The organism is Acinetobacter sp. FB (assembly GCF_056033405.1).
Genome location: NZ_CM148502.1, coordinates 2,343,372 through 2,368,249 on the forward strand (window position 1 = coordinate 2,343,372; position 24,878 = coordinate 2,368,249).

Annotated in this window: 24 protein-coding genes; 15 read left to right on the plus strand and 9 right to left on the minus strand. The window is 36.4% G+C overall.

Features of this window, described 5'->3' with window-relative positions:
- Positions 1-15 precede the first annotated feature (15 nt).
- Complete coding sequence (gene cxpE, locus AC0JIQ_RS11150) at positions 16-1,209, minus strand: chloramphenicol efflux transporter CxpE (RefSeq protein ID WP_474201684.1); 1,194 nt, start codon at positions 1,207-1,209, stop codon at positions 16-18.
- A 134-nt stretch (positions 1,210-1,343) separates the two neighbouring features.
- On the opposite strand from cxpE, the gene purM reads away from it, so the two are divergent.
- The 3 genes from purM to AC0JIQ_RS11165 all read left to right on the plus strand — a co-directional run bounded on the left by purM (position 1,344) and on the right by AC0JIQ_RS11165 (position 3,645).
- Positions 1,344-2,414 (plus strand): phosphoribosylformylglycinamidine cyclo-ligase, encoded by a 1,071-nt coding sequence (gene purM, locus AC0JIQ_RS11155; protein ID WP_346511057.1) that lies wholly within the window; start codon positions 1,344-1,346, stop codon positions 2,412-2,414.
- Complete coding sequence (gene purN, locus AC0JIQ_RS11160) at positions 2,411-3,040, plus strand: phosphoribosylglycinamide formyltransferase (protein WP_474203259.1); 630 nt, start codon at positions 2,411-2,413, stop codon at positions 3,038-3,040. Before purM ends, purN begins: the two co-directional genes overlap by 4 nt.
- A 77-nt stretch (positions 3,041-3,117) precedes the next feature.
- Positions 3,118-3,645, plus strand: a complete 528-nt coding sequence (locus tag AC0JIQ_RS11165) for a hypothetical protein (RefSeq protein ID WP_474201685.1) — start codon at positions 3,118-3,120, stop codon at positions 3,643-3,645.
- 61 nt (positions 3,646-3,706) lie between these two features.
- Here AC0JIQ_RS11165 and AC0JIQ_RS11170 read toward each other — a convergent pair whose 3' ends face one another.
- Together AC0JIQ_RS11170 and sppA are read right to left on the minus strand one after the other, a co-directional pair.
- On the minus strand, positions 3,707-4,501 hold the full coding sequence (locus AC0JIQ_RS11170; protein WP_474201686.1) for an alpha/beta fold hydrolase: 795 nt from the start codon (positions 4,499-4,501) through the stop codon (positions 3,707-3,709).
- A 136-nt stretch (positions 4,502-4,637) separates the two neighbouring features.
- Positions 4,638-5,660, minus strand: a complete 1,023-nt coding sequence (sppA, locus tag AC0JIQ_RS11175) for a signal peptide peptidase SppA (RefSeq protein ID WP_474201687.1) — start codon at positions 5,658-5,660, stop codon at positions 4,638-4,640.
- Between the two features lie 138 nt (positions 5,661-5,798).
- Between sppA and AC0JIQ_RS11180 the strand changes: the two genes are divergently transcribed.
- Positions 5,799-6,749, plus strand: coding sequence for a lysophospholipid acyltransferase family protein (locus tag AC0JIQ_RS11180; protein WP_474201688.1), 951 nt, complete (start codon positions 5,799-5,801; stop codon positions 6,747-6,749).
- Positions 6,750-6,790: 41 nt separating this feature from the next.
- Here the strand turns inward: AC0JIQ_RS11180 and AC0JIQ_RS11185 are convergent, their stop codons facing one another.
- The 3 genes from AC0JIQ_RS11185 to AC0JIQ_RS11195 form a co-directional block, all read right to left on the minus strand.
- Positions 6,791-9,217 carry a DNA internalization-related competence protein ComEC/Rec2 gene (locus AC0JIQ_RS11185; protein WP_474201689.1) on the minus strand — a complete coding sequence of 809 codons (2,427 nt, stop codon included), beginning with the start codon at positions 9,215-9,217 and terminating at the stop codon, positions 6,791-6,793.
- A gap of 87 nt (positions 9,218-9,304) precedes the next feature.
- Positions 9,305-9,991: a lipoprotein-releasing ABC transporter ATP-binding protein LolD gene (gene lolD / locus AC0JIQ_RS11190; protein ID WP_004661121.1), complete on the minus strand. Its 687-nt coding sequence runs from the start codon at positions 9,989-9,991 to the stop codon at positions 9,305-9,307.
- On the minus strand, positions 9,984-11,219 hold the full coding sequence (locus AC0JIQ_RS11195) for a lipoprotein-releasing ABC transporter permease subunit (RefSeq protein WP_004661120.1): 1,236 nt from the start codon (positions 11,217-11,219) through the stop codon (positions 9,984-9,986). The genes lolD and AC0JIQ_RS11195 overlap by 8 nt, the downstream gene beginning before the upstream one ends.
- 25 nt (positions 11,220-11,244) lie before the next feature.
- On the opposite strand from AC0JIQ_RS11195, the gene AC0JIQ_RS11200 reads away from it, so the two are divergent.
- Positions 11,245-11,832 (plus strand): PilZ domain-containing protein, encoded by a 588-nt coding sequence (locus AC0JIQ_RS11200; RefSeq protein WP_241283561.1) that lies wholly within the window; start codon positions 11,245-11,247, stop codon positions 11,830-11,832.
- A 17-nt stretch (positions 11,833-11,849) separates the two neighbouring features.
- Here AC0JIQ_RS11200 and AC0JIQ_RS11205 read toward each other — a convergent pair whose 3' ends face one another.
- Both AC0JIQ_RS11205 and AC0JIQ_RS11210 read right to left on the minus strand, forming a co-directional pair.
- Positions 11,850-12,743 (minus strand): DMT family transporter, encoded by an 894-nt coding sequence (locus tag AC0JIQ_RS11205; protein ID WP_474201690.1) that lies wholly within the window; start codon positions 12,741-12,743, stop codon positions 11,850-11,852.
- Positions 12,744-12,750: 7 nt separating this feature from the next.
- The gene (locus AC0JIQ_RS11210) at positions 12,751-13,221 is read right to left on the minus strand and encodes a YaiI/YqxD family protein (protein ID WP_004661117.1); all 471 of its coding nucleotides are present in this window, start codon (positions 13,219-13,221) and stop codon (positions 12,751-12,753) included.
- Between the two features lie 221 nt (positions 13,222-13,442).
- Here AC0JIQ_RS11210 and AC0JIQ_RS11215 point away from each other — a divergent pair, with 221 nt between their 5' ends.
- Both AC0JIQ_RS11215 and AC0JIQ_RS11220 read left to right on the plus strand, forming a co-directional pair.
- A complete protein-coding gene (locus tag AC0JIQ_RS11215) occupies positions 13,443-14,381 on the plus strand; it encodes a hypothetical protein (RefSeq protein WP_474201691.1) in 939 nt (312 codons plus the stop codon).
- Between the two features lie 36 nt (positions 14,382-14,417).
- On the plus strand, positions 14,418-14,561 hold the full coding sequence (locus tag AC0JIQ_RS11220) for a hypothetical protein (RefSeq protein ID WP_004661115.1): 144 nt from the start codon (positions 14,418-14,420) through the stop codon (positions 14,559-14,561).
- Between the two features lie 73 nt (positions 14,562-14,634).
- Here the strand turns inward: AC0JIQ_RS11220 and serC are convergent, their stop codons facing one another.
- Positions 14,635-15,714, minus strand: coding sequence for a 3-phosphoserine/phosphohydroxythreonine transaminase (serC, locus tag AC0JIQ_RS11225; RefSeq protein WP_474201692.1), 1,080 nt, complete (start codon positions 15,712-15,714; stop codon positions 14,635-14,637).
- Between the two features lie 325 nt (positions 15,715-16,039).
- Here serC and AC0JIQ_RS11230 point away from each other — a divergent pair, with 325 nt between their 5' ends.
- The 8 genes from AC0JIQ_RS11230 to AC0JIQ_RS11265 all read left to right on the plus strand — a co-directional run bounded on the left by AC0JIQ_RS11230 (position 16,040) and on the right by AC0JIQ_RS11265 (position 24,867).
- Entirely contained in the window at positions 16,040-17,536 is a 1,497-nt protein-coding gene (locus AC0JIQ_RS11230; RefSeq protein ID WP_474201693.1) for a TolC family protein, read from the plus strand.
- A gap of 12 nt (positions 17,537-17,548) precedes the next feature.
- Positions 17,549-18,712 (plus strand): HlyD family secretion protein, encoded by a 1,164-nt coding sequence (locus AC0JIQ_RS11235; protein WP_474201694.1) that lies wholly within the window; start codon positions 17,549-17,551, stop codon positions 18,710-18,712.
- A gap of 3 nt (positions 18,713-18,715) precedes the next feature.
- Positions 18,716-19,846 carry an ABC transporter permease gene (locus AC0JIQ_RS11240; protein WP_474201695.1) on the plus strand — a complete coding sequence of 377 codons (1,131 nt, stop codon included), beginning with the start codon at positions 18,716-18,718 and terminating at the stop codon, positions 19,844-19,846.
- Positions 19,843-20,931 (plus strand): ABC transporter permease, encoded by a 1,089-nt coding sequence (locus tag AC0JIQ_RS11245; RefSeq protein ID WP_474201696.1) that lies wholly within the window; start codon positions 19,843-19,845, stop codon positions 20,929-20,931. Before AC0JIQ_RS11240 ends, AC0JIQ_RS11245 begins: the two co-directional genes overlap by 4 nt.
- Positions 20,932-21,051: 120 nt before the next feature.
- Positions 21,052-21,846 carry a ChbG/HpnK family deacetylase gene (locus AC0JIQ_RS11250; RefSeq protein WP_474201697.1) on the plus strand — a complete coding sequence of 265 codons (795 nt, stop codon included), beginning with the start codon at positions 21,052-21,054 and terminating at the stop codon, positions 21,844-21,846.
- Positions 21,843-22,823, plus strand: a complete 981-nt coding sequence (locus tag AC0JIQ_RS11255) for a glycosyltransferase family 2 protein (protein ID WP_474201698.1) — start codon at positions 21,843-21,845, stop codon at positions 22,821-22,823. The genes AC0JIQ_RS11250 and AC0JIQ_RS11255 overlap by 4 nt, the downstream gene beginning before the upstream one ends.
- Positions 22,823-23,206, plus strand: coding sequence for a GtrA family protein (locus AC0JIQ_RS11260; protein ID WP_046739420.1), 384 nt, complete (start codon positions 22,823-22,825; stop codon positions 23,204-23,206). Before AC0JIQ_RS11255 ends, AC0JIQ_RS11260 begins: the two co-directional genes overlap by 1 nt.
- A gap of 14 nt (positions 23,207-23,220) precedes the next feature.
- Entirely contained in the window at positions 23,221-24,867 is a 1,647-nt protein-coding gene (locus AC0JIQ_RS11265; protein ID WP_474201699.1) for an ArnT family glycosyltransferase, read from the plus strand.
- Positions 24,868-24,878 lie beyond the last annotated feature (11 nt).

The window sequence follows — 24,878 nt, forward strand, 5'->3', positions numbered from 1 at the left end:
TAATTTGTTCCTCAATTACTTTAGATCATTTGAATGTGAAGTTTCGCTATCTTGAGAGTTTTTAATCTCAATATCAAGTTCTACATCACCAGCATCAACATTTATACGTTGAATTTCACCATGTGGAATACTGACATCAATTGGAGATCCGTAAAATCTACTTTTTTCGTAATTATCTCTTGCATGTTTAAGTAACACGACGATAACAGCCGCTACAGGCAAGGCAATCAGCATCCCTAAAAAACCACCCAGTTGAGCACCAGCTAGTACCGCAAATACAACGGCAACAGGAGATAGACCAATTTTGTCACCGAGTAAGAAAGGCTGCAAAATATATCCTTCGACCATTTGCCCAATCATAAATACAATACCCACTAAAAGTAACTGCATCCAATCAAGACCAAACTGGAATAATGAAGCAATCACGGCCGCGATAATACCAACACCAAAGCCTAGATAAGGGATAATACTGGCCAAACCAGCAATCATTCCAATAATTAAACCAACTTCTAAACCAATGATTTGTAGACCAACAGCATACACTATTCCTAATAGCAGCATTACGAGGAACTGACCTTTAACAAACGCTCCAAGCACACTATGACATTCACGAACAATGACTAAAGTTGATTCTTCATATGGACGAGGTATTAAACGACGCATACTTTGCAACATTCTTTCCCAATCAAGTAGGAAATAGAATGAAATGATAGGAATCAAAATAAATACGCCACCTAATTGAATAAAATTCAAACCAGATTGTGCTAAACGTAAAGCCATGACTTGAATACTATCTGCACTGTAGTTCGTTTGAATGTATTCCATAATTGCTTTAGAAATCTGTTCTGTATCCAACTCCATTGGGACAACATTAAAAGTATGGGATACCCAAGGTAGAAATGTCGCATTTACCCAATGTATACCAGCTGGAATACTATCTCGCGCATAGATTAATTGCTTCCAAACCAATGGAACAAGGAACCATAAAACAACTGTTAAGGTTACGCCAATCCCAACAAAGACGAGACTGATCGCCAACCAACGAGGTAATTTAATTTTTACAAGGACATCTACAAGGGGACTAAAGAGATAGGCAATAAAAAAAGCGCCAACAAATGGTAATACAACTGGTTTTAATAGATACAACACCCAAAGTAGTAATGCGAGTCCTGCGAGGATAAAGATACGACGTAGTACCTGATCTTGCATAAAATCTAGCCTTTTTTCGTGTAATCGTTATAAATGGGAAAAAAATTTAATTAAAGATAGCATTTTCGAGCATAAATAACATAAGAGTTTCGTATATTCAGGTTATAATCTGCCGCCAATGCGGAGACTTCACTATGAGCAACTCAACTTCTACCCCAAATACTGGTTTAAGCTATAAAGATGCGGGCGTCGACATTGAAGCGGGCGACGCACTGGTCGATCGTATCAAATCAGTCGCAAAACGCACTACTCGTCCTGAAGTAATGGGCGGTCTTGGTGGTTTTGGCGCACTATGCAAAATTCCAAAAGGCTATGAAGAACCTGTATTGGTTTCTGGCACAGACGGCGTAGGTACAAAATTACGTTTAGCGTTAAATCTAAATCGTCACGACACGATTGGTCAAGATCTTGTTGCAATGTGTGTAAACGATTTACTCGTTTGTGGTGCTGAACCATTATTTTTCCTAGACTACTATGCAACAGGTCATTTGAATGTTGATGTTGCAGCAAATGTAGTAACGGGTATTGGTAAAGGTTGTGAACTTGCTGGCTGTGCACTTGTTGGTGGTGAAACTGCTGAAATGCCAGGTATGTATGAAGGCGAAGATTACGATCTTGCTGGTTTCGCTGTTGGTGTAGTTGAGCATAGTAAAATTATTGATGGCACTAAAGTAAAATCTGGTGATGTACTTATCGGTGTTGCATCAAGTGGTGCTCATTCTAATGGTTACTCATTACTACGCAAAATTTTAGATGTTAAGAACGTTGATTTAACTCAAATCGTTGATGGTCGTCCACTTGCAGATGTTGCAATGGAACCAACACGTATTTATGTAAAACCTGTACTCGAACTTTGCAAACAAGTTGATGTGCATGCCATGGCTCATATCACTGGCGGTGGTTTACCAGGTAACTTACCGCGTGTTCTTCCGAATGGCGCTCAAGCTGTAATTGACGAGTCAAGCTGGGAATGGTCTGAATTATTCCAGTTGTTACAACGTGAAGGTAATGTAGAACGCTTTGAAATGTATCGTACATTTAACTGTGGCGTTGGCATGGTAATCGCTGTTGATGCAAGCGAAGCTGATAAAGCCATTGATGTATTAAATACTCAAGGCGAAAAAGCATGGAAAATTGGTCATATCCAAGAAAATGCTGAATCAGTTGAAGGTGCAGACGAAAAAATTCGCGTGATCTTTGCATAATGAGAATTGCTGTCCTTGTCTCAGGCAACGGTAGCAACTTACAGGCCCTGATAGATGCAAATCTGTCAGGGCAAATCATTGGTGTCCTATCAAATAAAGCTGATGCATATGCATTGCAGCGTGCTGAGAAAGCCAATATTGCAACCGCTGTTATTTCACATAAAGATTATCCGAATCGAGAAAGCTTTGACGATGCTATGCATCAGCAATTGCTTGCTTGGGAAATTGACTTAGTCATCCTTGCAGGTTTTATGCGTATTTTAACGCCAAACTTTGTCAGTCAATGGCAAGGTAAAATGTTAAATATCCACCCTTCTCTGCTGCCTTTTTATAAAGGAATTAATACCCATCAACGTGTATTAAATACTGGAGATCGCTTGCATGGTTGTACCGTTCATTTTGTCACTGCTGAACTAGATGCAGGACAAAGTATAGCGCAATCCGCCATTCATGTGAGTTTACATGATAATGTAGAAAGCCTAGCACAACGTGTGCATGAGCTTGAACACTTCATCTACCCTCAAGTTGCAGAATGGCTATGCAATGGTCAACTCACTTGGACAAACGGTCTAGCATACTTCAATAAAAAACCTTTAGAACGACCAATTCAATTTGCTCAATTCTAAAAAATAAAACGCATCTTCGGATGCGTTTTTTGAAAAATATAATTCTTCATTTTTAAATAATTAGATTTCAACCTAAAATGAGCACATCTGAATTTGTACTGAAAAATCATCTACATATAAAGCTTTGGACTCAAAGCTCTCCGATTTTACCTTTCACAGATATCCCACAGTCGTCTTCGTATCGCAAATACACAATTGTCCTCGAATTGTTTCAACCTCGTGGCGGAAGATTTCTCTATGGTTTACTGGGTGCAGAAGTTGATATAAATTTAGAAAATTGTGAAATCATCCTAGATTTAACGAACCGCAATTTAGAAAATCGTCTTTTTCAATCTGATTTTCTAAATGAACTTGATGAAGCAAAATATGGTTTGCCAATTGAATACGCTACAGAATTACAAAAATTTATATTAGAAATATCCAACCAGATGAAATTTAATGATTTATATAAAATAAACTTTTGTTTTGCTGCTCATAATGATATTGGATCTAATATCAAAATTTTCAAACTTTTAGCATTATCAATCCTTCAATACATACAAAATAGTGAATTAACTTTAGATGATCTAAATCAAACACAAAAATTCTTAGATCAAAACATATAAAACCCAAAGTATATATTTAAGATGGATCGAAAATACATACTTTCTTATCGGCATGTTGCATTTAGAAATCAATCAAACTTCTAATTTTTTCCACGGTTTCAGTCGGATGCTCTAATGGGAACATATGTCCACCATTAACAACTGAAAAAGGAATACCCAATTTCCGTTTAGCAACTTGAGGAAGTTTTTCTTTTAAGAACACACTATCACGACCAACAACTAAATGAACAGGTACTCTAGGTTTTGGCATAGGTAACCACCACATTGATGGTGTGGTTCTAAACATTGCAACCTCATCCACTTTCGGAATGGTTAAAGTCACCCCACCCTTCAATGGATCATTGCTCAAAGCATGCTGAATATAAGCTTGGAAGCAATCTGTATCAAAGTGTTGATAAAATCCTCTAGAGCCCAAAAGTTCTGCTGCTTGTTCTCGAGATTCCCAATGATCACGACGACGTACTGATAGACCTGCTGGCGTAATTTTATCGACCAATTTAGGTTTAAAAACTTTAGCAAGATGAAAAGCAAATGATGCTTTACCTATAATAAATGGTGGATCCAGCATAATCACTTGAGAAAATAATTCAGGACGACGATAAGATGCCATCAGTGTTAATACAGAACCTAACGAGTGTCCCAAGCCAATTACTTTTCGACCTTGTGATTGTTGCACGATACTATCAATGATTTGATCAACTAAATGCCTCCACCCATGCGTAATTGGATAACGTTTATCAGTGCCAATCTCTGCAACATAGATAATGTCATATTGATCTTTTAATTGCTCAAAGAGCTTCTGATAAACTTTAGATGGAACACCATTGGCATGTGCAAAATGAATCAAAGGTTTCATAAGCGTTTCTTTCAATTTATATATTGATTGGTCAATTATCTCGCGCTGCAAATGCTTTGCAATTTAAAAGGGAGAACTGCCCAGTTACGTTTAAAAATAAAAAAGGCTGTGAATGATCACAGCCTAGTCTTGATGATTATTGTATTTTTGCATTTTGTTGGGTTTGTAATTGTGCAGAAAGTGAACTACTAATTCCTTCACCAATCTTTGTACCCATACGTCCTAAAATTGACTCTAAAGGATTGCGTTGAACGGTATAATCTACTTTCTGATCTACTTTAAGATCGCGCATCAAGGTTGTAATACTACCACTACGATCTGCAACACCTAATGCAATTGCCTGTTCACCCGTCCAGAATAGACCAGAAAATACCGCAGGATCATTTGACTTCAAACGCTTTCCACGACCTTCTTTGACTGCATTAATAAAATGTGTATGCACATTATCTAAAACAGCTTGCACATGTGCTTGTTGCGCTGGATTAATTGGCTTAGTCATACTTAGAATATCTTTATTATTACCAGAAGTTAAAGTACGGTCTTCAACACCAAGCTTTTGCGCTAAACCACTCAAACCATAGTTCGGCATAATCACACCGATTGAACCAACTAAGCTTGATGGATTCACAATGATCTCATCTGCCGCAGAAGCAATATAGTAAGCACCCGATGCACCCATATCACCAATCACAGCATAGACTTTTTTATCTGGATGTTGCTTTTTAAGGTAGCGAATCTCTTGCCAAATCTCATCAGATTGCACTGGTGAGCCACCAGGAGAATTAATATTCAATGCAATCGCTTTACTGCCAGTGGCTTCAAATGCACGATTTAATGCTTTATTGGTGTCTTCACTATTGACAGTAGATTGACCACTAGAAGAATCAATAGTTCCAACAATATCAATCACAGCTAAATGATCAGAGCTAACATTCGTATTTGATTTTTCTACAGAAGTTGAACACCCCTTGCTCATTGCGATCAATACGATTAATAAATACGCAAAACCTAAGCATTTAAAAAAAATGCTCCAACGTCGACTACGGCGTTGTTCTTCGACAGAAGCCAAAACAGCTTTTTCTAAAATCTGCCATTCTTTGCCTGTCACATTATTGCTATTTGCAGGTTCATTTTGTGGTTTTGGTGGCCAATCGGACATAAGATTCCAATCCAATGTATTGTAAAGTGAATTTATTATATACGCTGATTTATAGAAAACTGTTTAAATAACTTGTTTTAACTTATAATTATTTTATACGTTATACTCTCCTCTTGTAATTTTTTTAATGTTTGATATATGGCACACCCCAAATCAACAAATAGTAATTACCGTCTCATACAATTCCTGAGTCATCAACCACTTCAATTAGGTCGTTTTATAGCAGGTCTTGTTGCGCTATTGCTTAATAGTTTCCAGCTTTCTAAACTCTCAAAAATTATACAATTGAATTTACAGATAGCATTCCCTGAAGCATCTCAACAAGAAATAAATCAATTAAAAAAACAAGCAATTAAAAATGAACTAACCTCTTATTTTGAATTTGTGAGCATTTGGGGAGCTTCAAATGAGAAAAATATTCAGCGCATTCACAAGATTCATAATGAGCATTATTTTCACGAAGCCCTCGCAGAGAAAAAAGGACTTGTCCTGATTATGCCTCATTTGGGTACTTGGGAAGTGATGAATGCATGGCTATCCAAACATACTCAAATGACCATCCTTTATAAGCCTGTGAAAAATCCTGATGCTGATCGTTTTGTTCGTGATGCACGTAGCCGCAATCAAGCGAATTTAGTACCCACTGATGAAAGTGGAGTTCGTCAGATTTTTAAAGCATTAAAACAAGGTGGTACAACTGTTATTTTGCCTGATCACACCCCTGATCACGGTGGTGAAATGATTAAGTATTTTGGTATTCCCTTAGCATCGAGTAGTTTAAGCGCAAAGTTAATACAAAAAACAAAAGCACGAACTTTATTCCTTTATGCTTTGAGGAATGAGCAAGGTGGATTCGACATGCATATCGAGCGTATCAATCCTCAAATTTATGAAGGTAATGCCGAAGATGGCACGCTTATTATTCATCAAACTTTGGAAAATTTAATCCAACGTCTTCCAATGCATTATCACTGGAGTTATAAACGATTCAGTGCGAACCCTAGCTTACACAAAATTTATGATATTGATGTCAACGAAGCTTTAACAAAAGTTGCTCAAGTTCGTCAGCAAGAAAATACTCAGCTTTAATCCTATAAATATTGTAATATGAAAATATTACAATATTTAAGCTATTTTCTTTCCAACCATTTAATTTGTTGTCTTTGCTGTCTGAACTCAACATGACCATTTTCAAAAATAAAACGTATTGTTCCTGCTTGAACCGTAGTTAAGAATGGAATGTGTAGCGCCTGTAGACGATTTTTCAACTCTTGACTGGGATGACCATAACGATTATCAAACCCTGCCGAGGCAATCGCAAGCTTAGGTTTTAAAGTCGCTAAAAAATCATAAGCAGAACTATGTTTACTCCCGTGATGTCCCAAGATTAAAACATCTACTTTTAAATCGGGATATTGTTGCATTAATTTATATTCAGCCTCCCAACCTGCATCTCCCATGATTAAGAAGTTTTGATAAGGCTGGGTATTTAAAAACTGCAAATACACCACACAGGAATACTCATTTTGTTGATCCTTTGCATGAATAAGCTCATCTGCTTTAGGGGATAGAATTTCAACTTTTAGATTTTCATATGACCAATGCTGACCTTGCTGACAAAATGAGAAATTGTTTTTGAACTGCATTTTTTGGTCATATTCATTTGACTGAACTTGGGATATTTCAAAGTTTTTTTGAATAATAGGAAAAGCACCACTATGGTCTTGATCAAGATGAGATAAGATTACATGGTCGATGTGGCGTACACCTTGTTGCCGTATAAATGGAATAACAACCCGCTCGCCTAAACTAAATTTATTTTCATTGTAAGAGCCCCCTGTATCAATCATGAAGATTTGTTCGGGATGTTGTAAAAATACAGCTTGCCCTTGTCCAACATCTAAAATATTTAAAACCGTAGGTTGAGTTTTTACACCTATACATATAGGTAAAAAACAAATCAATGCCCAAGCTTTAGGAATCGTCCCCCTCGGCATAAATAAAATAAGCATACCAAGGGTTAGAGATACCATCATTAAGGGTGTATAACTTACTCCATATAAATGTGGTGCAATATGTTGCAAGATGTCTAAAATTGACATCAATACAGATAATAAAAAATCATTAATTTGGAATAAAAATTGCCCTAGTGCAGGAATGATGAGCCAAATACATGCAGCCAGAATATCTAATGGCACAACGACACCACCAAGTAAAGGAATTGCAATTAAGTTACTTACAGGTGCAATCCAAGAAACTTGCTGAAAGAAAATCAAGACCAATGGTAATAAGGCGATAAAGATCTTAGATTGCGATTCAACCAAAGCTTTAGCAGCTAAAAATATTTTTTGAGTCCACGTAATAGGCTGATCTTGCGGTAATTGCGCAATGGTTTGATAAACTCTAAGTAGAATAAAACACGCACCATATGACAGCCAAAAACCAGCGGATAGAATACTAAAAGGATCAAAAAGCAGTAATATACTGGCACTATAGATCAATAAGCTAAATGGGCGAATCGATTGACGAAAGAAGAGAAAAATACTTGCAAATAAAGCAGTCAATAAAGTTCTGATTGCTGGAATCTCAAAACCAACAAATGCCACATACACCAGAACACTGAGTAAAAATGGCAATAATAATAAAATTTGTCTAGGCTGCCATAAGTATAGATGTGGGTAATAACGCTGTATGAGCCGTTGTATCAACCAAGACAACATTAATGCAAAGATCAACACATGTGGACCAGAAATCGCTAACAAATGCGAAATTCCAAGCTGTTGAAATTGTTGTTTCAATGTATTGGATAACAGGCTTTCATCACCTGTTAGCAAGGCTAAAAGTAAACCTTTGTGCTGAAGGTTAGATGCTTGTAACATCTGCCGAAATGCTAAGCGTTTCATCTCAACGCTTAACAAAAATTTAGCAGAAATGCTTTGCTGTTGCTTTAAATGCCCTTGATAACCCAAACGGTAAATTTCATCAAAGCTTAAAGGTTGAATAGACTGCACTGAAAATGCAGACATTATATTTTGCTGTAAAAACCATTTTTCCTGATCAAATGCACCCACAACAGCATAACTATGCGCTGGTTTAATTTGACCTTGAACTCGATAATAATGACCTAGCTGTAAGCTTTGCTTCTGATTTAACTGATATTTGTCTTGTTTTAAATAAAGTAACCAGTTAACAGGTAGCTTATGTCGATTAAGTACTTCAGCAATTTGTTTATGACCATCATCACTCAATTCATCTATGCTTTTAATATAAACAATTGCTTCATAGGATTGTGATTGAAACTCTTTTAATTGCAGTCTTTGTTCTAATGCGGAATCTGCAAAATGATATCCTGTTGTAAACAATCCCCAGCTTGCACTGAGTAAAATAAGTGTTTTATAAAAAGGTCGATAAAAATAGGATTCTTTCTTGTATATGCCAAAGCTAAAGATCAGGATTGCAATAGCCAACCAAATCCACCATGTCAGCTCGATAAAATCAAGATGAAATCCCATGACTGCAATACCAGCAATCCAGCCCAATAAAATAATTTTTAACATGTAATTTTTTAATTAAGTTTTTGATTTTTCTGAGCGCAAAATTAAAGCCCGTTTTCCGGGCTTTAACAAGAGATTAAACAAAATAAATTATTTTGGATCAATCCATAAACCATCTTGCATATGCAAAATCGAATCTGCTGATTGAGCCAATTGCTCATCATGAGTTACGATTAACATCGCCATATTCAGCTCTTTTTTGAGATCCGTCAGCAATTCAAAAATACTCAATGCTGTTTTACGATCTAAATTACCAGTTGGTTCATCTGCTAGTACAACTGCAGGTTTCGTCACTAATGCACGCGCCAAAGCCACACGTTGACGCTCACCACCCGATAATTCACCTGGTTTATGATCTAAACGATGCGATAAACCGACACGATCAAGTAGGTATTCTGCTTGTCTTTTAACATCCTTATAATTACTTTCACTACGTAACATCAAAGGCATGGCTACATTTTCTAAAGCAGAAAACTCAGGCAACAAATGGTGAAATTGATAAACGAAACCTAGATATTGATTACGTTTATAACCACGCTCTGCTTCGCCTAAATTATCAAAACGCTGACCTTGCAAAAAGACTTGTCCTTGCGATGGCTGCTCTAGGCCACCAAGCGCATGTAATAACGTACTTTTACCTGAACCACTTGAACCAACAATAGAAACAAACTCGCCGGCTTTTACTTGAAGGGATAAACCTTTAATCACTTCAACTTTGCTTTTACCATCATCAAAATGTTTATAAATATCTTTGGCTTCTAAGACGATTTTACTCATAACGCAATGCCTCAGCAGGTTGAACTTTGGCTGCACGTAATGCAGGATAAATTGTCGCCAAAAAGCTCATCAATAATGAAACAGTGACAATTACCGTAACATCTTGCCATCTGAGATATGATGGCAGATAGTGAACAAAATAGGCATCAAACAAGTTCAAACCTAGAGCAGTATTGAACCAAGAAATAATATCACTAATCGTCAATGCTAAAGTTACACCTAACACTGTTCCTGCAATCGTTCCAATGACACCAATCACTGTGCCTTGTACCATAAAAATTTTAGTGATCATGGACGGTGAAGCACCTAGAGTTCGCAGAATCGCAATATCAGATTTTTTATCTGTTACGACCATTACTAAAGATGAAACGATATTAAATGCAGCAACCACAATAATCAGAACAAGAAGTAAACCCACTAAGGTTTTTTCCATCTGAATCGCATTGAAAAGATTACCGTGCGTATACGTCCAATTCGATGCGTAGAAATTACTTGGTAATTGTTTCACGATATCATCTGCAACAGATGGTGCGGCGAAAATATCATCTAGCTTTAACCGCACACCTTGTGCACCATCAGGTAAACGCAATAATGTTGATGCATCATTTAAAGCGATATACCCCACCATCGAATCAACTTCTGCACCTACACTAAAAATTCCAACGACTTTAAAACGTTTAAAGCGTGGTACAACACCTGCTGGTGATGGTGTAGCTTCAGGCAAGACCAAGGTGACATTGTCATTTAAACCAAGACCAAGTGCATCGGTCATGTCCTTGCCTAGAACAATACCAAACTCGCCTTTCTTCAAAGCATTTAAATCACCTGAGACCATATGGTTTTGGATAATTGAAACCTTCTTCTCATATTCAGGTTCAATTCCTGTCACCATAATCCCAGCAACTTGCCCCTGCGCTGTCAACATCCCTTGTAATTGGGTAAAAGGTGCAACGCCAGTAACATGTGGATGATGCTCAACTCTTTTTACAAGCTCAGGCCAATCTGTTAAAATTTGAGTAGAAGAAACTGTTGCTTGTGGAACCATCCCTAGAACACGATTTTTTAATTCACGATCAAACCCGTTCATAACAGAAAGTACTGTAATAAGGACAGCAACGCCAAGGGTTAAACCAATCATGGAAACCAAGGCAATAAAAGAAATAAAATGATTACTTCGCCGAGCACGAGTGTATCTCAACCCTATATACAGCGAAATTGGCTTAAACATACCATCTAGTCCGAGGTGATTTATTATGGAAAATTCACAACATCAGCTTGTTGAGGACAACTCTGAACGTCGAGTGATGTCTCGTATTGATGCTGTGTTAAGAATCAACTATCAAGTCATTCCTGACGACGTTGCGCTGAATGATCCTTATGATTCTCACTTTGTATTGCCACGCTATTTTCTACTACTTGCTGAATTAGATCAATTTGATCATGCATTTCGCTACGAATTAGAACAATTAAATGAAAAAGATCAACAAATTGCTCGCATATTATCCCTTTTCAATCAAAAATTGAATCTGATTACTGGTTCTTTTTACGACAATATCGTGCAATCCCTACTACCAGTACCTGAACAAGTTAACTTTTCCGAGAATGGCTTGAGCTTCTTCAGCTCACAAGATCTTAATGAAGGAACCTATATTCATATTACGTTGAGTCATCCTGAAAACTACTTTCATATCGCAGCAACTGCTCAAGTTGCTTACAGCTCAGCAGATGAACAAGGTAAATTCCGTATTGGTGCTTATTTCATTACCCTTAATCCACAAGATCGTGCCAAATTAGCGGAAAGTATTCAAGAATCACAACAAACTGAGAGCAACCCAAATTAAATATGAAAATGTCGTTTTCATATTTTCAAACGGCGATAGGTATTAAAATCTTTATAAAAGTAAAGACACAAACCTAATAGAATGATGCTTGCCCCAACAAAAACCTGTGCAGACAACTGTTCATGATTGAGGTAAGCGCCTATGAGTATTGCCAACATTGGGGTCATCACCGTCGTCAGTGACAAAGTGGTGGCTTTCAAATTTTGTACCAACTTGAAATAACAAAACATCGCAATTAATGAAGCCATTACAACAGTATAAGTCAACGCTAACAATGATTTCGGCGAAGGAAAGTGCGTTGGTGCATGTTGCCAAATCCAAGGTAGTAATAATATGGCTAAGATTGTTGAAACTAGAATTGAACCGGTTGCTTGAGCCATCGGTTGCACATTCGCATTGATTTTTTTCACCAGAAAAATAGAAAGTGAATATGCAAAAACACTCATCAGCATTAAAACAATACCTATCGGCTGCACATGCTTTTGACTTCCACTCAGACAAATCATCGCTAATCCAATAATTGAGGTTCCCATCCCCAACCACTGTAAACTCGCTAACTTTTGTTGAAAACCAAATCTTCCAATCAGCCCAGCCATGATCGGAGCTAAGCCAAACATCAATGCAATCAACCCAGAACTTAAATAAGGTGTTGCTGCATAAGTAAAAATTTGCGAACCGATCAAGCTTAATGAACCAGCTACATAACTTGATAACGCAATTTTATGAATCGGAAATTTAACCTTTAATAGCAATAGCACGCTAACCGCCAAAGGTAAGGCAATAAAAAAGCGCAATACCAAAGCCCACATAGGGTGTAAATCAGTAACACTCCAAACAATTGCCAATGGCGTGGTTGCCCAAATGAATACTAATAATCCATATGTCAGTACTAAGTTGATTCGTGAAGGCATATTTAGCTCAAGAAGCGGTTTTGCGTTTTTGTTTGAAAATAGTTTGATCTAAAGAGCTTGAGAATTCACGTTTATCACGTTCAGAAATAGGTGGTGGACCACCTGTTTGGACACCAGCTCCACGCAGAGTATCCATAAAATCACGTAAATGCAGGCGTGCTTTAACATTTGCAACCGTATAAATTTCACCTCTAGGATGAATTGCAATTCCGCCTTTTTCAATTACTTGTGCAGCAAGTGGAATATCTTGTGTAATGACAATATCATTTTCATGCATACGCTCAATGATTTCTTTATCTGCTTGATCTGCCCCACTCATCACCTGAATCGAATTAATCCTTAGAGATGGCGTAATCCCAACATTCTGATTGGCGACAAAGGTAACTTCTAACTGATAACGATCAGACGCACGTAAAATCACTTCACGTAAAATTTTAGGTAAAGCATCCGCATCTACCCATAATTTAAATGGCAGCACGTTGGCACAAGCTCATAAAAATAAAAATATAGTGTAGCAGATTACGGTAAAAGTAGAGTTAGCATCATTCGACTAATTGCTGTTCTTCATTTCATTAATTAAATTTGGGATCGAAAACAGAAATTTGAATTAATTTTTAATGAATTACATATCCAGACTTGAAAAATGGATGTTACCCTCGATTTAATAGAATAAGTTCAATCTTTTTAGCATCACGCTTTATGAAAAATCAAAACAGTCCTGAAACTATTAAAATTCAAGATCAAAATTTCGGTAATCATGTTGAACATTGGAACCTATTGACTGATACCCCCGAAACAGATGTTCCCAAATGGTTAGGATTGGCACTTGATGCTCCAGTGATGCCTATGGGCTTATGTGAAGATGAACAAGACATGGATCAATCATTTTGGTTGATTCAAGGGCCAAAGGGTCATTCTATTTCAATCAATCAAATTATTGCGGTTGAAAATCAAAAACCACGGGCATTAAAAATAGCATTCCCAAGTTTTGAAAGCCCATATAAATACGACGCACAAATTGAACGTATTATTACTTGTGATTCTGCAACTCAAGCAGTATTACGTCTGTGTTTAAATAAAAATACGGTTATTTATGCATTTGATAATTTATTTAGTGTTAATAACTGCCAATATGATCAAAATCAAACTTATCAAGTTCAATTTAATGCTTGGGCATATGAATTAGAATCAGTTGCTGAAAATGAGAAAATCATTGTTGATGACCCTGCATCAATTAAACATCATCGTGCTTTAAATGCTATTTTGGCTGAACATAATGGTGTTGCACCAGAAAACTTACAAGAGCTGATTAACGACTGGCAACCACAAACACCTGAAGATCACGAACCTGTAACCGTTGATTTTTCTAAAATGGTGGCATATTTGTATGGTGAAACATTAGGTCAAGAAGATGAAGCTTGGTTCCAAGGTAATATCGTTGGCAAAACAACCATGCAATTTATGCAAGATGAATATACGTTGTATGATGTGGCTTTAGTTTTAGAAGATGATTTACCTGCAATTTTAATTCGAATTGCAACAAAAAATGATTTGTATAAAAACTTTAACATTGGCGAATATATTCGCGGTAACCTATGGATTCAGGCGAATATTTATGCTAAAACTGGTATAAAGTGACAAAAAATCACATAAATAGCATTTCTAGGCGTTCTAATGAAAATTATACCAGAACAGACAACCACCAGTTTGATTCATTCGAGTGATCAAGGTCTTAAACTTGATATTGGTGCTTTTTGCTTTTTTTTACTTGGTATGTTTTTAGCAGCACTCATTTTTCATCAAATTGGCTTATTTTAATTTTTAGATTTAAATTGTATTAATAAAAAAGCCCTCATGAATGAGGGCTTTTATTTTATGGATGATAAATTGCTTAACCGTGACGTTTTGCAAACTCGTCCATGAAATTAACCAATGCTTGTACACCTTCTAAAGGCACAGCATTGTAAATACTTGCACGCATACCACCCACAGAGCGATGACCTGCTAAGTTAAGCAAATGGCTTTGCTCAGCTTCTTTCAAGAAGGTTCTTTCAAGTGCTTCATCTGCAAGTGTAAATGGTACATTCATGATTGACCGATTTGGAATTGCGATTGGATTATTATAAAAGTCACTAGAATCAATATATCCATAAAGCAATTTTGCTTTTTCTTGGTTTACTTTATACATTGCGTCTACACCGCCTTGTTCAAGTAACCATTCAAATACCAAACCAGACAAATACCAAGCATAAGTTGCAGGCGTATTTACCATTGAATCATTTTTTGCCTGATCAGAATATTTCAAAATGCTTGGAATTTCAGGTTTTGCTTGATCTAATAAATCATCACGCACAATAACGATCGTTAAACCTGCTGGGCCAATATTCTTTTGTGCTCCAGCATAAATTAAACCAAATTTACTTACATCTAATGGTGCAGACAAAATGCTCGAAGAAAAGTCACATACCAACGGCGCATTAACGTTTGGTACACCTGCAAATTGTAGACCACCAATCGTTTCATTATCCGCATAGTGCACATAAGCCGCATCATTTGAAAGATTCCAAGTACTTTGCTCAGTAATGGCGTGTTTTCCATCAATGAACGTACCCGCTTCAATTACATTGATGTCCCCATAACGTTTTGCTTCTTTCAACGCTTTTTCAGACCAAATACCAGTATGAATATAATCAGCTTTCGCATTCTTGCCGAGCAAGTTTAAAGGAATTGCTGAAAATTGAAGCGATGCTCCACCTTGTAAGAACAATACTTTATAGTTCTCAGGAATGTTCATGAGCTTACGCAAATCCGCTTCAGCTTTTTCCGCGACAGCAACATAGTCACTACTACGATGACTCATTTCCATGATCGACAAACCTTTACCTTGCCAATCCAACATTTCTTGTTGAGCTTTCTCTAAAACGGCAGTAGGTAATGCAGCAGGACCAGCGCAGAAATTATAAGCACGCATGAGTTTTCCCTTGTCAAAGTGAAACAAATTGAAATGGGGATTTAATCATAGATTAGCGAAGGTTGCAGCAGCTTATCGAGTAAATATTTAAATTTTAGTGCAAAAAATATATAAATTTTTTAATCTGCTTTTGATTATTTTCATGCATTTTATTCACTGATCACAGTTTAAATCCCATTATTCTTTATAGATTAAAAACTCTATTTTTTACAAATTCAATACACCAATTGAAGTGATATAACTATTTAATTAAAAACATAATATTTCAATTTTATAAAAAGAATTTAGACTATCTGAGGATATTATTAAATTGCGACATGCTCTTATGTTAAAACGACATGATCGACCGAGCCTTCAGGTCAAACGGTTTCCCAAACAGCTCAGCCTATGTATGAGCCTGATTAGTTGTACCCTATTTTCATTCCCATCATTTGCTCAGACCTTCAGTTATAGTCAAGCTGAACAATATGTCGTGCAAAATGCTTATAGTTCTCAAGCACAACAGGCCTTACAGCAAGCATCGCAATTAGAAATGGAAGCTGTTAAAAATTTAGGCTTACCAAGAATTGATTTAAATGCTCGAGCCTATGCATTTCATAGTGAAACGAGCGTGCCTCTTGAATCAAGTAAACGTCGTTTAGAAAACTCATTAACAAATGGTTTTGATGAAAAATTATCTCAATGGCAAAATGTATTACCTCCAGAAGTCATCGATCAGGTCAGCCAAGGTTTTGATCAAGTTGTTAGTGATGGTTTAAATAAAATTCCAAATAACTTAGATGTCACTGTTGAAGATCATGATGTTCGTACTTCAGTTTCGATGGTTATGCCGCTATATACAGGTGGAAAAATTAATAGCGCTAAACAAATCGCCACCATTCAAGCAAAACGCTCAAATATTAGTGAAAAACAACAGCAAGATACACAACGTTTCGAAATGATTCAGGCTTATTTCAATGTGCAATTACAACAACAATTAGCCAAGTCAGCGCTGTTTAATTTGAATGCCATGCAAGAACATTATAACAATGCGCTAAAACTTGAAAAACAAGGTTTTATTAACAAAGGACAGCGTATGCAATTTGAAGTTGCACGCAATAATGCTGAACGTACTTACCAAAATGCACAGTCTAATTTAAAAGCGAGCGAATTTAGTTTACAGAATCTATTACAAACCAAAGAAAGTGTCAGTCTAAGCACCCCACTTTTCGTGAATTTAACTCAGAATCATTCTTTGGATAAATTACTTGCAAATTATGATCAGAACTCAAGTTTGATTAAAAAACTACAAATAGATACTGAATTGGCCAATGAAAATGTGAAAGTTCAACAAGCCTCTAAAAAACCAAGTGTTTTTGCTTTTGGAGAATACGGCTTAGATAGTAAAGAAAATTGGATTGTTGGTGTGATGGCAAAATACAATTTATTCTCAGGTATAGACAATAATAAAAATATCCGTGCCGCAGAGCTCAAAAAATATGCAGCAGAGCTTATGACTGAACGGACAAAACAAGAAGTCGAAAATGTTTTATACAAATCTTATAGTGAATTAAATTCTTCGCAAAATAGCCATCAATTACTTACCCAGAATACCAAAGCAGCTCAAGAAAATTTAAGAATCCAACAACTTTCATTTAAAGAAGGTATGGGTACTGCAACGCAAGTGATTGACGCACAAAATGCTTTAAGTGCTTTAAAAACTGAAATGGCACTCAACTCGTATAAATATATTTTATCTTTAGCTACCTTATTACAAAGCTATGGTTCTATTGATGAATTTAAGCTTTACGTCAATCAACCACGTACTGACTATATCCATTAATTGGAGAAATTTATGAGCCAGAATCCATCATCATCCAATTCAGAACGTGATACAGATCAAGTCAACCAAACAACAGATGCTCAAACAAAAGAAACAGCATCTGAACGAGTTTCTCTAATTGAACATACAGAAAAAGTAGAAGCTGAAACAGCACCTTTGAATAAAAAAATTCCACCGAATAAATCATCTAAAAATGGAAAACTCAAACTTATTGGGTTAATTATCCTTATTTTATTATTCGGTTTAATTGCATATGGTCTATGGAAAGCTTATCAACCTCAGACCATTGAATTACAAGGTCGCGTTGAAGCAGAAACAGTACATATCAGCACTAAAGTTCCAAGCCGTATTGAAGAATTTTACGTCACTGATGGACAACCCGTTAAAAAAGGACAGGCTTTGGTTCGTTTTGTTAGTCCCGAATTAGAAGCAAAGAAAGAGCAAGCACAAGCAGCTTTACAAAGTGCTACAGCATTTCATTCAACCGTATATCGTGGTGCTCAGCAAGAGAATATCGAAACCTTATACGCTAACTGGCAAGCAATGAAAACCCAAGCTGATTTGGCAGCAACCACTTATAAACGTGGTGAAAATTTATTTCAACAAGGTGTCATTTCTCGTCAACGCCGTGATGAAATGTTAGCGGCCCAAACTTCGGCACGTGAAACTGCTGAAGCCGCTTATCAACAATACGCACGCGCTAAACGAGGCAGTACGGAGCAACAAAAATCAACTGCTGATGCACAAGTGGCTATGGCTCAAGCTGCGGTAAAAGAAGCCAATGCTTTAACCGAAGAGACCAAACTATATTCACCGACTGATGGTACTGTTTCTAAAACTTACGGTAAACCAACTGAGTTAGTCGCGACAGGCATCCCTGTAGTAAGCATTCTTGAAGACCATGATTTATGGGTAAGTTTGAATGTCCGTGAAGACATATATAGCTCAATTTATAAAACTAAAACTCTGGAAGGTTTTATTCCTGCACTCAACCGTAAAGCAAATTTTAAAGTGAAAAAAATTGATGCTGAAGGTGATTTTGCAACGATTAAGACAACAAGACAAACTGGCGGTTATGATATTCGTAGTTTCAAATTTCATTTAGTACCAGAACAAACCATTCCAGACCTAAAAGTCGGTATGAGTGTTTTATTTAAAATTGCAGAGGCAAAATAACCGATGTTTGCAGTAATGCTTCGGGAGTTACGCTATTTAAAACACCATAAAGCTGATTTTTTTATGGCGATCATTGCCCCTTTGTTGGTGATTCTTCTTTTTGGCAATATGTTTGCATCGGGTAAAGCTGAGCATTTACCTATCGTTGTGATTGATCAAGATCAAAGTGAAATGAGCCGTAAAGTCATTCATGCACTGAGTATCAATCATACTTTACAAGTAAAAACTATCACCACTAGCCAAGATGAAGCCGAACAGCTTATTAATAAAACTGAAGCATGGGGATTCGTTTTAATCCCCGATGGTGCAGAACAAAGATTAGTACAAGCACAAGATGCACAAATCAGTATTGCCTACAATCAATCTTTTTTTAGTATTGGGAATACCATTTCCTCTGCAATGCTGATCAGTACCTTAAATGGTATGGCGGATTATATGGGAGAGAGTTACTTATCAAATGTAATCCCCTACTTGGATGTTCCGACACCTCATATCAAAATTTCTACACTATATAATCCTAATATGAGCTATGAACTGTTCCTTGAGCCGTTCATGGTACCCGCAGTTTTGCATTTACTGCTTTGCTGTTGCGTGGCTTTTGCGATCGGACAGGAATTTAAAAGGAAAACCCTGAATAAATGGGTTGACTCAAAACACATTATTTCTAGCCTATTAGGTAAAATCCTGACCTATGTCTTTATTTTTTGTGCGTGGACATGGTGCTGGATGTTTTGGCTAGCACATATTCGTGGCTACTTTATTGCAGGTTCACTCAGCCTAATTTTGCTTGCACAATTTTTACTTTATTTTTCTTATGCTGTCATCAGCAGTACGGTTGTATTAGCCACCAAAGATCTACCTAAAACCTTTGGTTTTATTGCACTTTACGGTGGATCATCACCTAGTTTTTCGGGAATTACCCTCCCCCTGAATAATGCACCAGCATTTACTCAATTTTGGTCAATGATTATTCCGTATACGCCTTATGCGAAACTACAAACAGAGCAATGGGTGATTGGTAGTGATATTTCCGTATCTCTCATTCCTTTTGGCATTTTAGTTATTTTTTCTGCTCTTTATCTAGGTTTAAGTATTCGTTTATTGAAGAAAAATATTCAGGAGCAAAATCAATGAAATTATTTTGCTTCTATTACATCCAAACGTTTAAAAATATTGTTGCAAATAGTTCTGTATTTACCACATTGATTGCAGCTGTAATCATGTATAGTTTTTTCTACCCTACTGCTTATAAAGCTCAATCGGCAGCAGATATCCCAATTGTGATTGTTGACCAAGAACAAAGTATTTTAACTTCAAAAATTATTAGTCAGGCTGCTAATAGTCCACATATTCGAATCACAACAGTTACCGATAATTTCTTAGAGGCTGAGAAACTCGTAAAAAATCAGAAAGCTGAAGGTATTCTACTGTTACCCGAAAATCTTACCAATAGTTTAAAACGCGGTGAAATGGGTGGAATCGGTCTTTACCTAAGTACAGCCTATTTCATTCGAACGAAAGAGGTTGGAATAGGGCTTGCAGGTTCAATTGAATATACCTTGCAAGAATATTTAGAAAAATTTGGTAAAGCTTCTTCATTTCATCCTGAGATCTCAATTCATCAAATTCCTTTGTTTAATACATTATCTGGCTATGGCAGCTATATTTTTCCTGCTGTGTCCAGTCTTATTATTCATCAAACCATATTACTCGGGCTCGCAATGTTGATTGCGAGCTATAGAGAAAAAGGTTGGGTTGCAAATCGATCAGAATTTTTTGCGATTTTTGCCGCAATATTGACCATCGGATGTTTAGGTTGTCTGTATTTATTTGGCTTTACATTTTGGTTATATGAATATCCGCATGGGGGTAATTTTTGGGGAATGCTATTCGCTGTTCCGATTTATGTGAGTTGTATTATTGGTTTAGCAATGCTAGTTGGTTCACTGGTCGATATGCCTGAACGTGTTGGGCATTTGATTGTTGTAACCTCTGTGCCTCTATTTCTGTTAACGGGTACAGCTTGGGCACATTCCGCTATGCCTGAATGGATGCAATGGTTGGCATGGTTACTTCCCTCTACACATGGCGTACAAATGTTTGTGCAATTAAATCAAATGGGTGTACCTATTGCTATTGTCGTACCCAAACTAATTTTCTTAGCAACATTAGGCGCAATTTTATTAGCTATTTCTTACTTCAGATTGGTTAAGAAATAGCGTTTCATGGTTTAAGTTGTTATTAAGAATATCTAGGCATATTGCTTTAATCGAAATTAATTAAAAGGTAAGAGTAAATCTCTATCTTATCTTTTAATTGACCTAAATGAAGGCATGGATATGGCTAAAGTGTGTTATTGCGCTGACGATTTTGCAATGAACCCTGAAATTTCAGAAGCGATTCTATTGCTCGTGCAAAAAGGAGTTTTACATGCAACCTCATGTATGACTCAGTCACCCTACTGGCCAATCTCAGCCCAGCAACTTAAACCATTATCGAATCATATTGATGTTGGTCTACATCTAAATTTTACTCATTTATTCGATCGACAAATACCTATCTTCAGTCTACCTAAGTTGATGCTAAAAGCATGGTTTCATCGTTTAGATCCAAAAATCATTCGACAAAGCATTGAACAGCAATGGAATCTATTTATTTCAGAAATGAAAAGACAACCTGATTTCGTTGATGGTCATCAACACATACATCAGTTTCCTATTATTCGAGAGGTATTAATCGATTTTCTCAAGCAACATCATTTTCAAGGTTGGATTAGAAACTTAGAGTACCCTGTATTCATTCCTCATTATTCAGCAAAAACCCGTTTACTTTCAATGCTTGGTGCGCCAACTTTGGCAGCAATATGTAAGCAGAAAAATATCTATCAAAACAAAAAATTCGCAGGCATTTATGATTTTGAAGATGTTGATTACGCTCGATTAAACCAACAATGGTTAATGCGAGCAAAAGATCATTTATTGATTATGTGTCACCCAGCTATAGAAGCTATTGACCATAAAGACCCTATTGCAGCAGCGCGTGTAAGAGAATTTCAATATCTGAATTCATCACAATTTCGTGATGACTGTCTACTTTATCAAATTTCACTCGGCCCAATGGACGCATTAAAATGATAAACAATCCATTTTTATCTTGTGTCGTCCCTGCGTATAACGAAGCAGAAAATCTAAAAAAATTTATTCCTGCTTTAGCACAACAATTGGAACAACAAAAGTTACGCTATGAAATCATCGTCATTGATGATGGTAGTCAAGATCAAACTGTTGCTGTTTTAGAACAAATGCTGAATGACTATCCGCTACGCATACTAAAACTTTCTCGCAATTTTGGTAAAGAAGCAGCTCTAAGTGCTGGATTAGATTATGTTACTGGAGATGCAGCCCTCCTAATCGATGCTGATTTTCAACATCCACTTGATGCGATTCCAAGCATGATTCAACTTTGGAAAAATGGCTATGACATGGTCTATGGAATTCGAGATCGAAGTACGGAATCATGGCTTAAAAAAGTCTTCACCCGTTGCTATTACCATATACTGAACTTAAGTTCTTCTGTCGATATTCCTGAAAATGCAGGAGATTTTCGACTTCTTGATGCAAAAGTAGTCGATGCCGTTAAAAAGCTTTCTGAAAAAAACCGCTATATGAAAGGCCTATACGCATGGGTGGGTTTTAAAAGTATTGGAATTCATTTCACAGAACAACAACGTCAACACGGTCAATCTAGTTTTAATTTTAAAGCCTTATTTCAACTAGCAATGTCTGGGTTAACTGGATTTTCCGACCTTCCATTGCGGCTATGTATCTACCTCGGCGCATTACTTGCAATATTTGCGATGAGTTATGGGGTATGGATCATTATCGAAACGTTAATTGAAGGCATTCGAGTACCAGGTTGGGCCACACTTGCTGCTGGTATGACACTTTTAGGTGGAATTCAACTCCTTTGCATTGGCATTTTAGGTGAATATATTGGTCGAATTTATGCAGAAGTAAAAAATCGGCCTAAATATATTGTTTCAGCAGAATATTCACATATTCAACCAAAGCCTGCACTACAAGAAAAACAAAATAATGTAGCTTCCTTCTAATGCAAGCACATATCCTACAATTCTTTCGTTTTGGAATGGTTGGTTTAATCGCAGCGCTTATACATTATGTTGTAGTCACGCTGCTCATCCAACCCCAATATCAAATCTCATTAAAATACGCCAACTTTTTCGCCTTTTTAACCGCTTTCTGGATTAGCTACTTTGGCCATCGTATTTTTACTTTCAGAGTAACTTACCTTCAGCACAAGCAAACATTAAAGAAATTCATTGTAGTAGCCATTCTGGGTTTTCTTTTTAATGAATCTATTTTGCTCATAAGCCACCACTATCTTCACTTTCAGGTTTCCTTACTCGTGATTGCCAGTATTTGCATCACTTCAATTTTTACTTTTTTACTCAATCGTTATTTTGCATTTCAATAATAGGGATGAAATACATGCAACAATGGCTACGATCATCAAAGTTTTTACTTATTTTTTTACCTTTTTGGTTATTCATTAGCTCATGTATTCGTCCCCTATCTATACCAGATGAAGGACGATATGGTGATATTAGTCGCTATATGCTCGAATCTGGAGATTGGTTAATTCCACGCATTAATGGATTACCATTTATGCATAAGCCACCCTTATTACATTGGCTTTCTACAAGCTTAATGGAAATATTTGGTGTGCATATTTGGGTGTTAAGACTCGTTCCAACCTTGGCAGGTTGTATGATGTTATTCAGTCTTTTTATTTTTCTGAAGAAACATGTTTCTGAAAAAATTGCTCAGTTAACGATGATTATATTAGCAACGAGCTTGTTATTTTATGGCAGCAGCCAATATATCAATCATGATCTATTAGTTGCTTCATGGATGACGGTGTGTATCCTTAGCTTCGTTGACTTTACGCTTTCAGGTAAAAAAACTATTCTATTTTTAGGTTATTTTGCAGCTGCGGCAGGATTTTTAAGTAAAGGTCTAATTGGTGTACTAATACCAGGGCTCGTACTCCTTCCTTGGTTACTTTACACGCGCCAATGGACTAAAATTCCAGCTCTACTGAATCCCTTCGGCATTCTTCTGTTTCTTGCGTTAACCGTACCGTGGATCTATTTAGTTCAGTTAAAACACCCTCAATTTTTACATTACTTTTTTATTGATCAACAGTTTAGCCGATTTAATTCCAATGAGTTTAATAATAAACAGCCTTGGTTTTTCTACTATTTAATTCTTCTTGTCAGTTTTTTACCTTGGTTTTTAATCAGCCACTTTAGTTTTCCAAAACAACTCTTTAAACAATCTTTACCTTCTTCTTTACTATCGCTGCTTTTATGGTGGTTTATTTCTGTCAGTATTTTTTTCTCAATTCCACCTTCAAAGCTAGCAGGATATATCTTGCCAGTTGTAGCTCCTTTAGCAATATTACTTGCTGTTACCATAAGTCCAATATTAGATAAGATTGATAAAAGCAAACTTCAAATTTGGGGCACTGCTGTTTTTATTTTCATACTCGGCTTTGGAATTATTTTAACACCGCACATTATCAAAAATAATCATGATTTTTATATGAATCATGCCATACAAATTTATGTGATTGGCACAATTTTATGTATAACCCCATTCAGCTTAATGCTGTTATTTAAACAGAAAAAAATAGATTATTTAACGGCAATTTTTTTAAGTTTAATCGTATTTTGTACTTCTATTTCAGTAGCAATAACTGTTTTAGATACAAAAAATAATGCTGACCAAGTCGATTTTCCCAAACTCATCAATCGCAATTCTGAGGTAGTTTTTTATTACAATTATTTCTATGACATTCCTTTTTTACTGGATCTTAAAAAACCAGCTTATATTGTCAATGATTGGGATAAAGTCAAAACAGATAACTCTTCACTTGAACTAAAAGATGGGCTGTTATTTGAACCTGAACGTCAACAATATCTATGGAATAAACAGCAGCTACAAAAAGCTTTGGATCAAAAACAGCCATTACTTCTTTTCAGCAATCCTAACGGATACACTCCAGAAGACCCAAATGTAAAGGTTTTACATTATCGTAATTATGATGTTTTTTTCATTCATCAACATCCCTAAATAAAAAAGGA

What these genes read in the sequence shown, in the direction of transcription:
- cxpE (WP_474201684.1), bottom strand. Translation starts at nt 1,209, where the DNA reads ATGCAAGATCAGGTACTACGTCGTATCTTTATCCTCGCAGGACTCGCA.
- purM (WP_346511057.1), top strand. Translation starts at nt 1,344, where the DNA reads ATGAGCAACTCAACTTCTACCCCAAATACTGGTTTAAGCTATAAAGAT.
- AC0JIQ_RS11165 (WP_474201685.1), top strand. Translation starts at nt 3,118, where the DNA reads ATGAGCACATCTGAATTTGTACTGAAAAATCATCTACATATAAAGCTT.
- AC0JIQ_RS11170 (WP_474201686.1), bottom strand. Translation starts at nt 4,501, where the DNA reads ATGAAACCTTTGATTCATTTTGCACATGCCAATGGTGTTCCATCTAAA.
- sppA (WP_474201687.1), bottom strand. Translation starts at nt 5,660, where the DNA reads ATGTCCGATTGGCCACCAAAACCACAAAATGAACCTGCAAATAGCAAT.
- AC0JIQ_RS11180 (WP_474201688.1), top strand. Translation starts at nt 5,799, where the DNA reads ATGGCACACCCCAAATCAACAAATAGTAATTACCGTCTCATACAATTC.
- AC0JIQ_RS11185 (WP_474201689.1), bottom strand. Translation starts at nt 9,217, where the DNA reads ATGTTAAAAATTATTTTATTGGGCTGGATTGCTGGTATTGCAGTCATG.
- lolD (WP_004661121.1), bottom strand. Translation starts at nt 9,991, where the DNA reads ATGAGTAAAATCGTCTTAGAAGCCAAAGATATTTATAAACATTTTGAT.
- AC0JIQ_RS11195 (WP_004661120.1), bottom strand. Translation starts at nt 11,219, where the DNA reads ATGTTTAAGCCAATTTCGCTGTATATAGGGTTGAGATACACTCGTGCT.
- AC0JIQ_RS11200 (WP_241283561.1), top strand. Translation starts at nt 11,245, where the DNA reads ATGGAAAATTCACAACATCAGCTTGTTGAGGACAACTCTGAACGTCGA.
- AC0JIQ_RS11205 (WP_474201690.1), bottom strand. Translation starts at nt 12,743, where the DNA reads ATGCCTTCACGAATCAACTTAGTACTGACATATGGATTATTAGTATTC.
- AC0JIQ_RS11215 (WP_474201691.1), top strand. Translation starts at nt 13,443, where the DNA reads ATGAAAAATCAAAACAGTCCTGAAACTATTAAAATTCAAGATCAAAAT.
- AC0JIQ_RS11220 (WP_004661115.1), top strand. Translation starts at nt 14,418, where the DNA reads ATGAAAATTATACCAGAACAGACAACCACCAGTTTGATTCATTCGAGT.
- serC (WP_474201692.1), bottom strand. Translation starts at nt 15,714, where the DNA reads ATGCGTGCTTATAATTTCTGCGCTGGTCCTGCTGCATTACCTACTGCC.
- AC0JIQ_RS11230 (WP_474201693.1), top strand. Translation starts at nt 16,040, where the DNA reads ATGTTAAAACGACATGATCGACCGAGCCTTCAGGTCAAACGGTTTCCC.
- AC0JIQ_RS11235 (WP_474201694.1), top strand. Translation starts at nt 17,549, where the DNA reads ATGAGCCAGAATCCATCATCATCCAATTCAGAACGTGATACAGATCAA.
- AC0JIQ_RS11240 (WP_474201695.1), top strand. Translation starts at nt 18,716, where the DNA reads ATGTTTGCAGTAATGCTTCGGGAGTTACGCTATTTAAAACACCATAAA.
- AC0JIQ_RS11245 (WP_474201696.1), top strand. Translation starts at nt 19,843, where the DNA reads ATGAAATTATTTTGCTTCTATTACATCCAAACGTTTAAAAATATTGTT.
- AC0JIQ_RS11250 (WP_474201697.1), top strand. Translation starts at nt 21,052, where the DNA reads ATGGCTAAAGTGTGTTATTGCGCTGACGATTTTGCAATGAACCCTGAA.
- AC0JIQ_RS11255 (WP_474201698.1), top strand. Translation starts at nt 21,843, where the DNA reads ATGATAAACAATCCATTTTTATCTTGTGTCGTCCCTGCGTATAACGAA.
- AC0JIQ_RS11260 (WP_046739420.1), top strand. Translation starts at nt 22,823, where the DNA reads ATGCAAGCACATATCCTACAATTCTTTCGTTTTGGAATGGTTGGTTTA.
- AC0JIQ_RS11265 (WP_474201699.1), top strand. Translation starts at nt 23,221, where the DNA reads ATGCAACAATGGCTACGATCATCAAAGTTTTTACTTATTTTTTTACCT.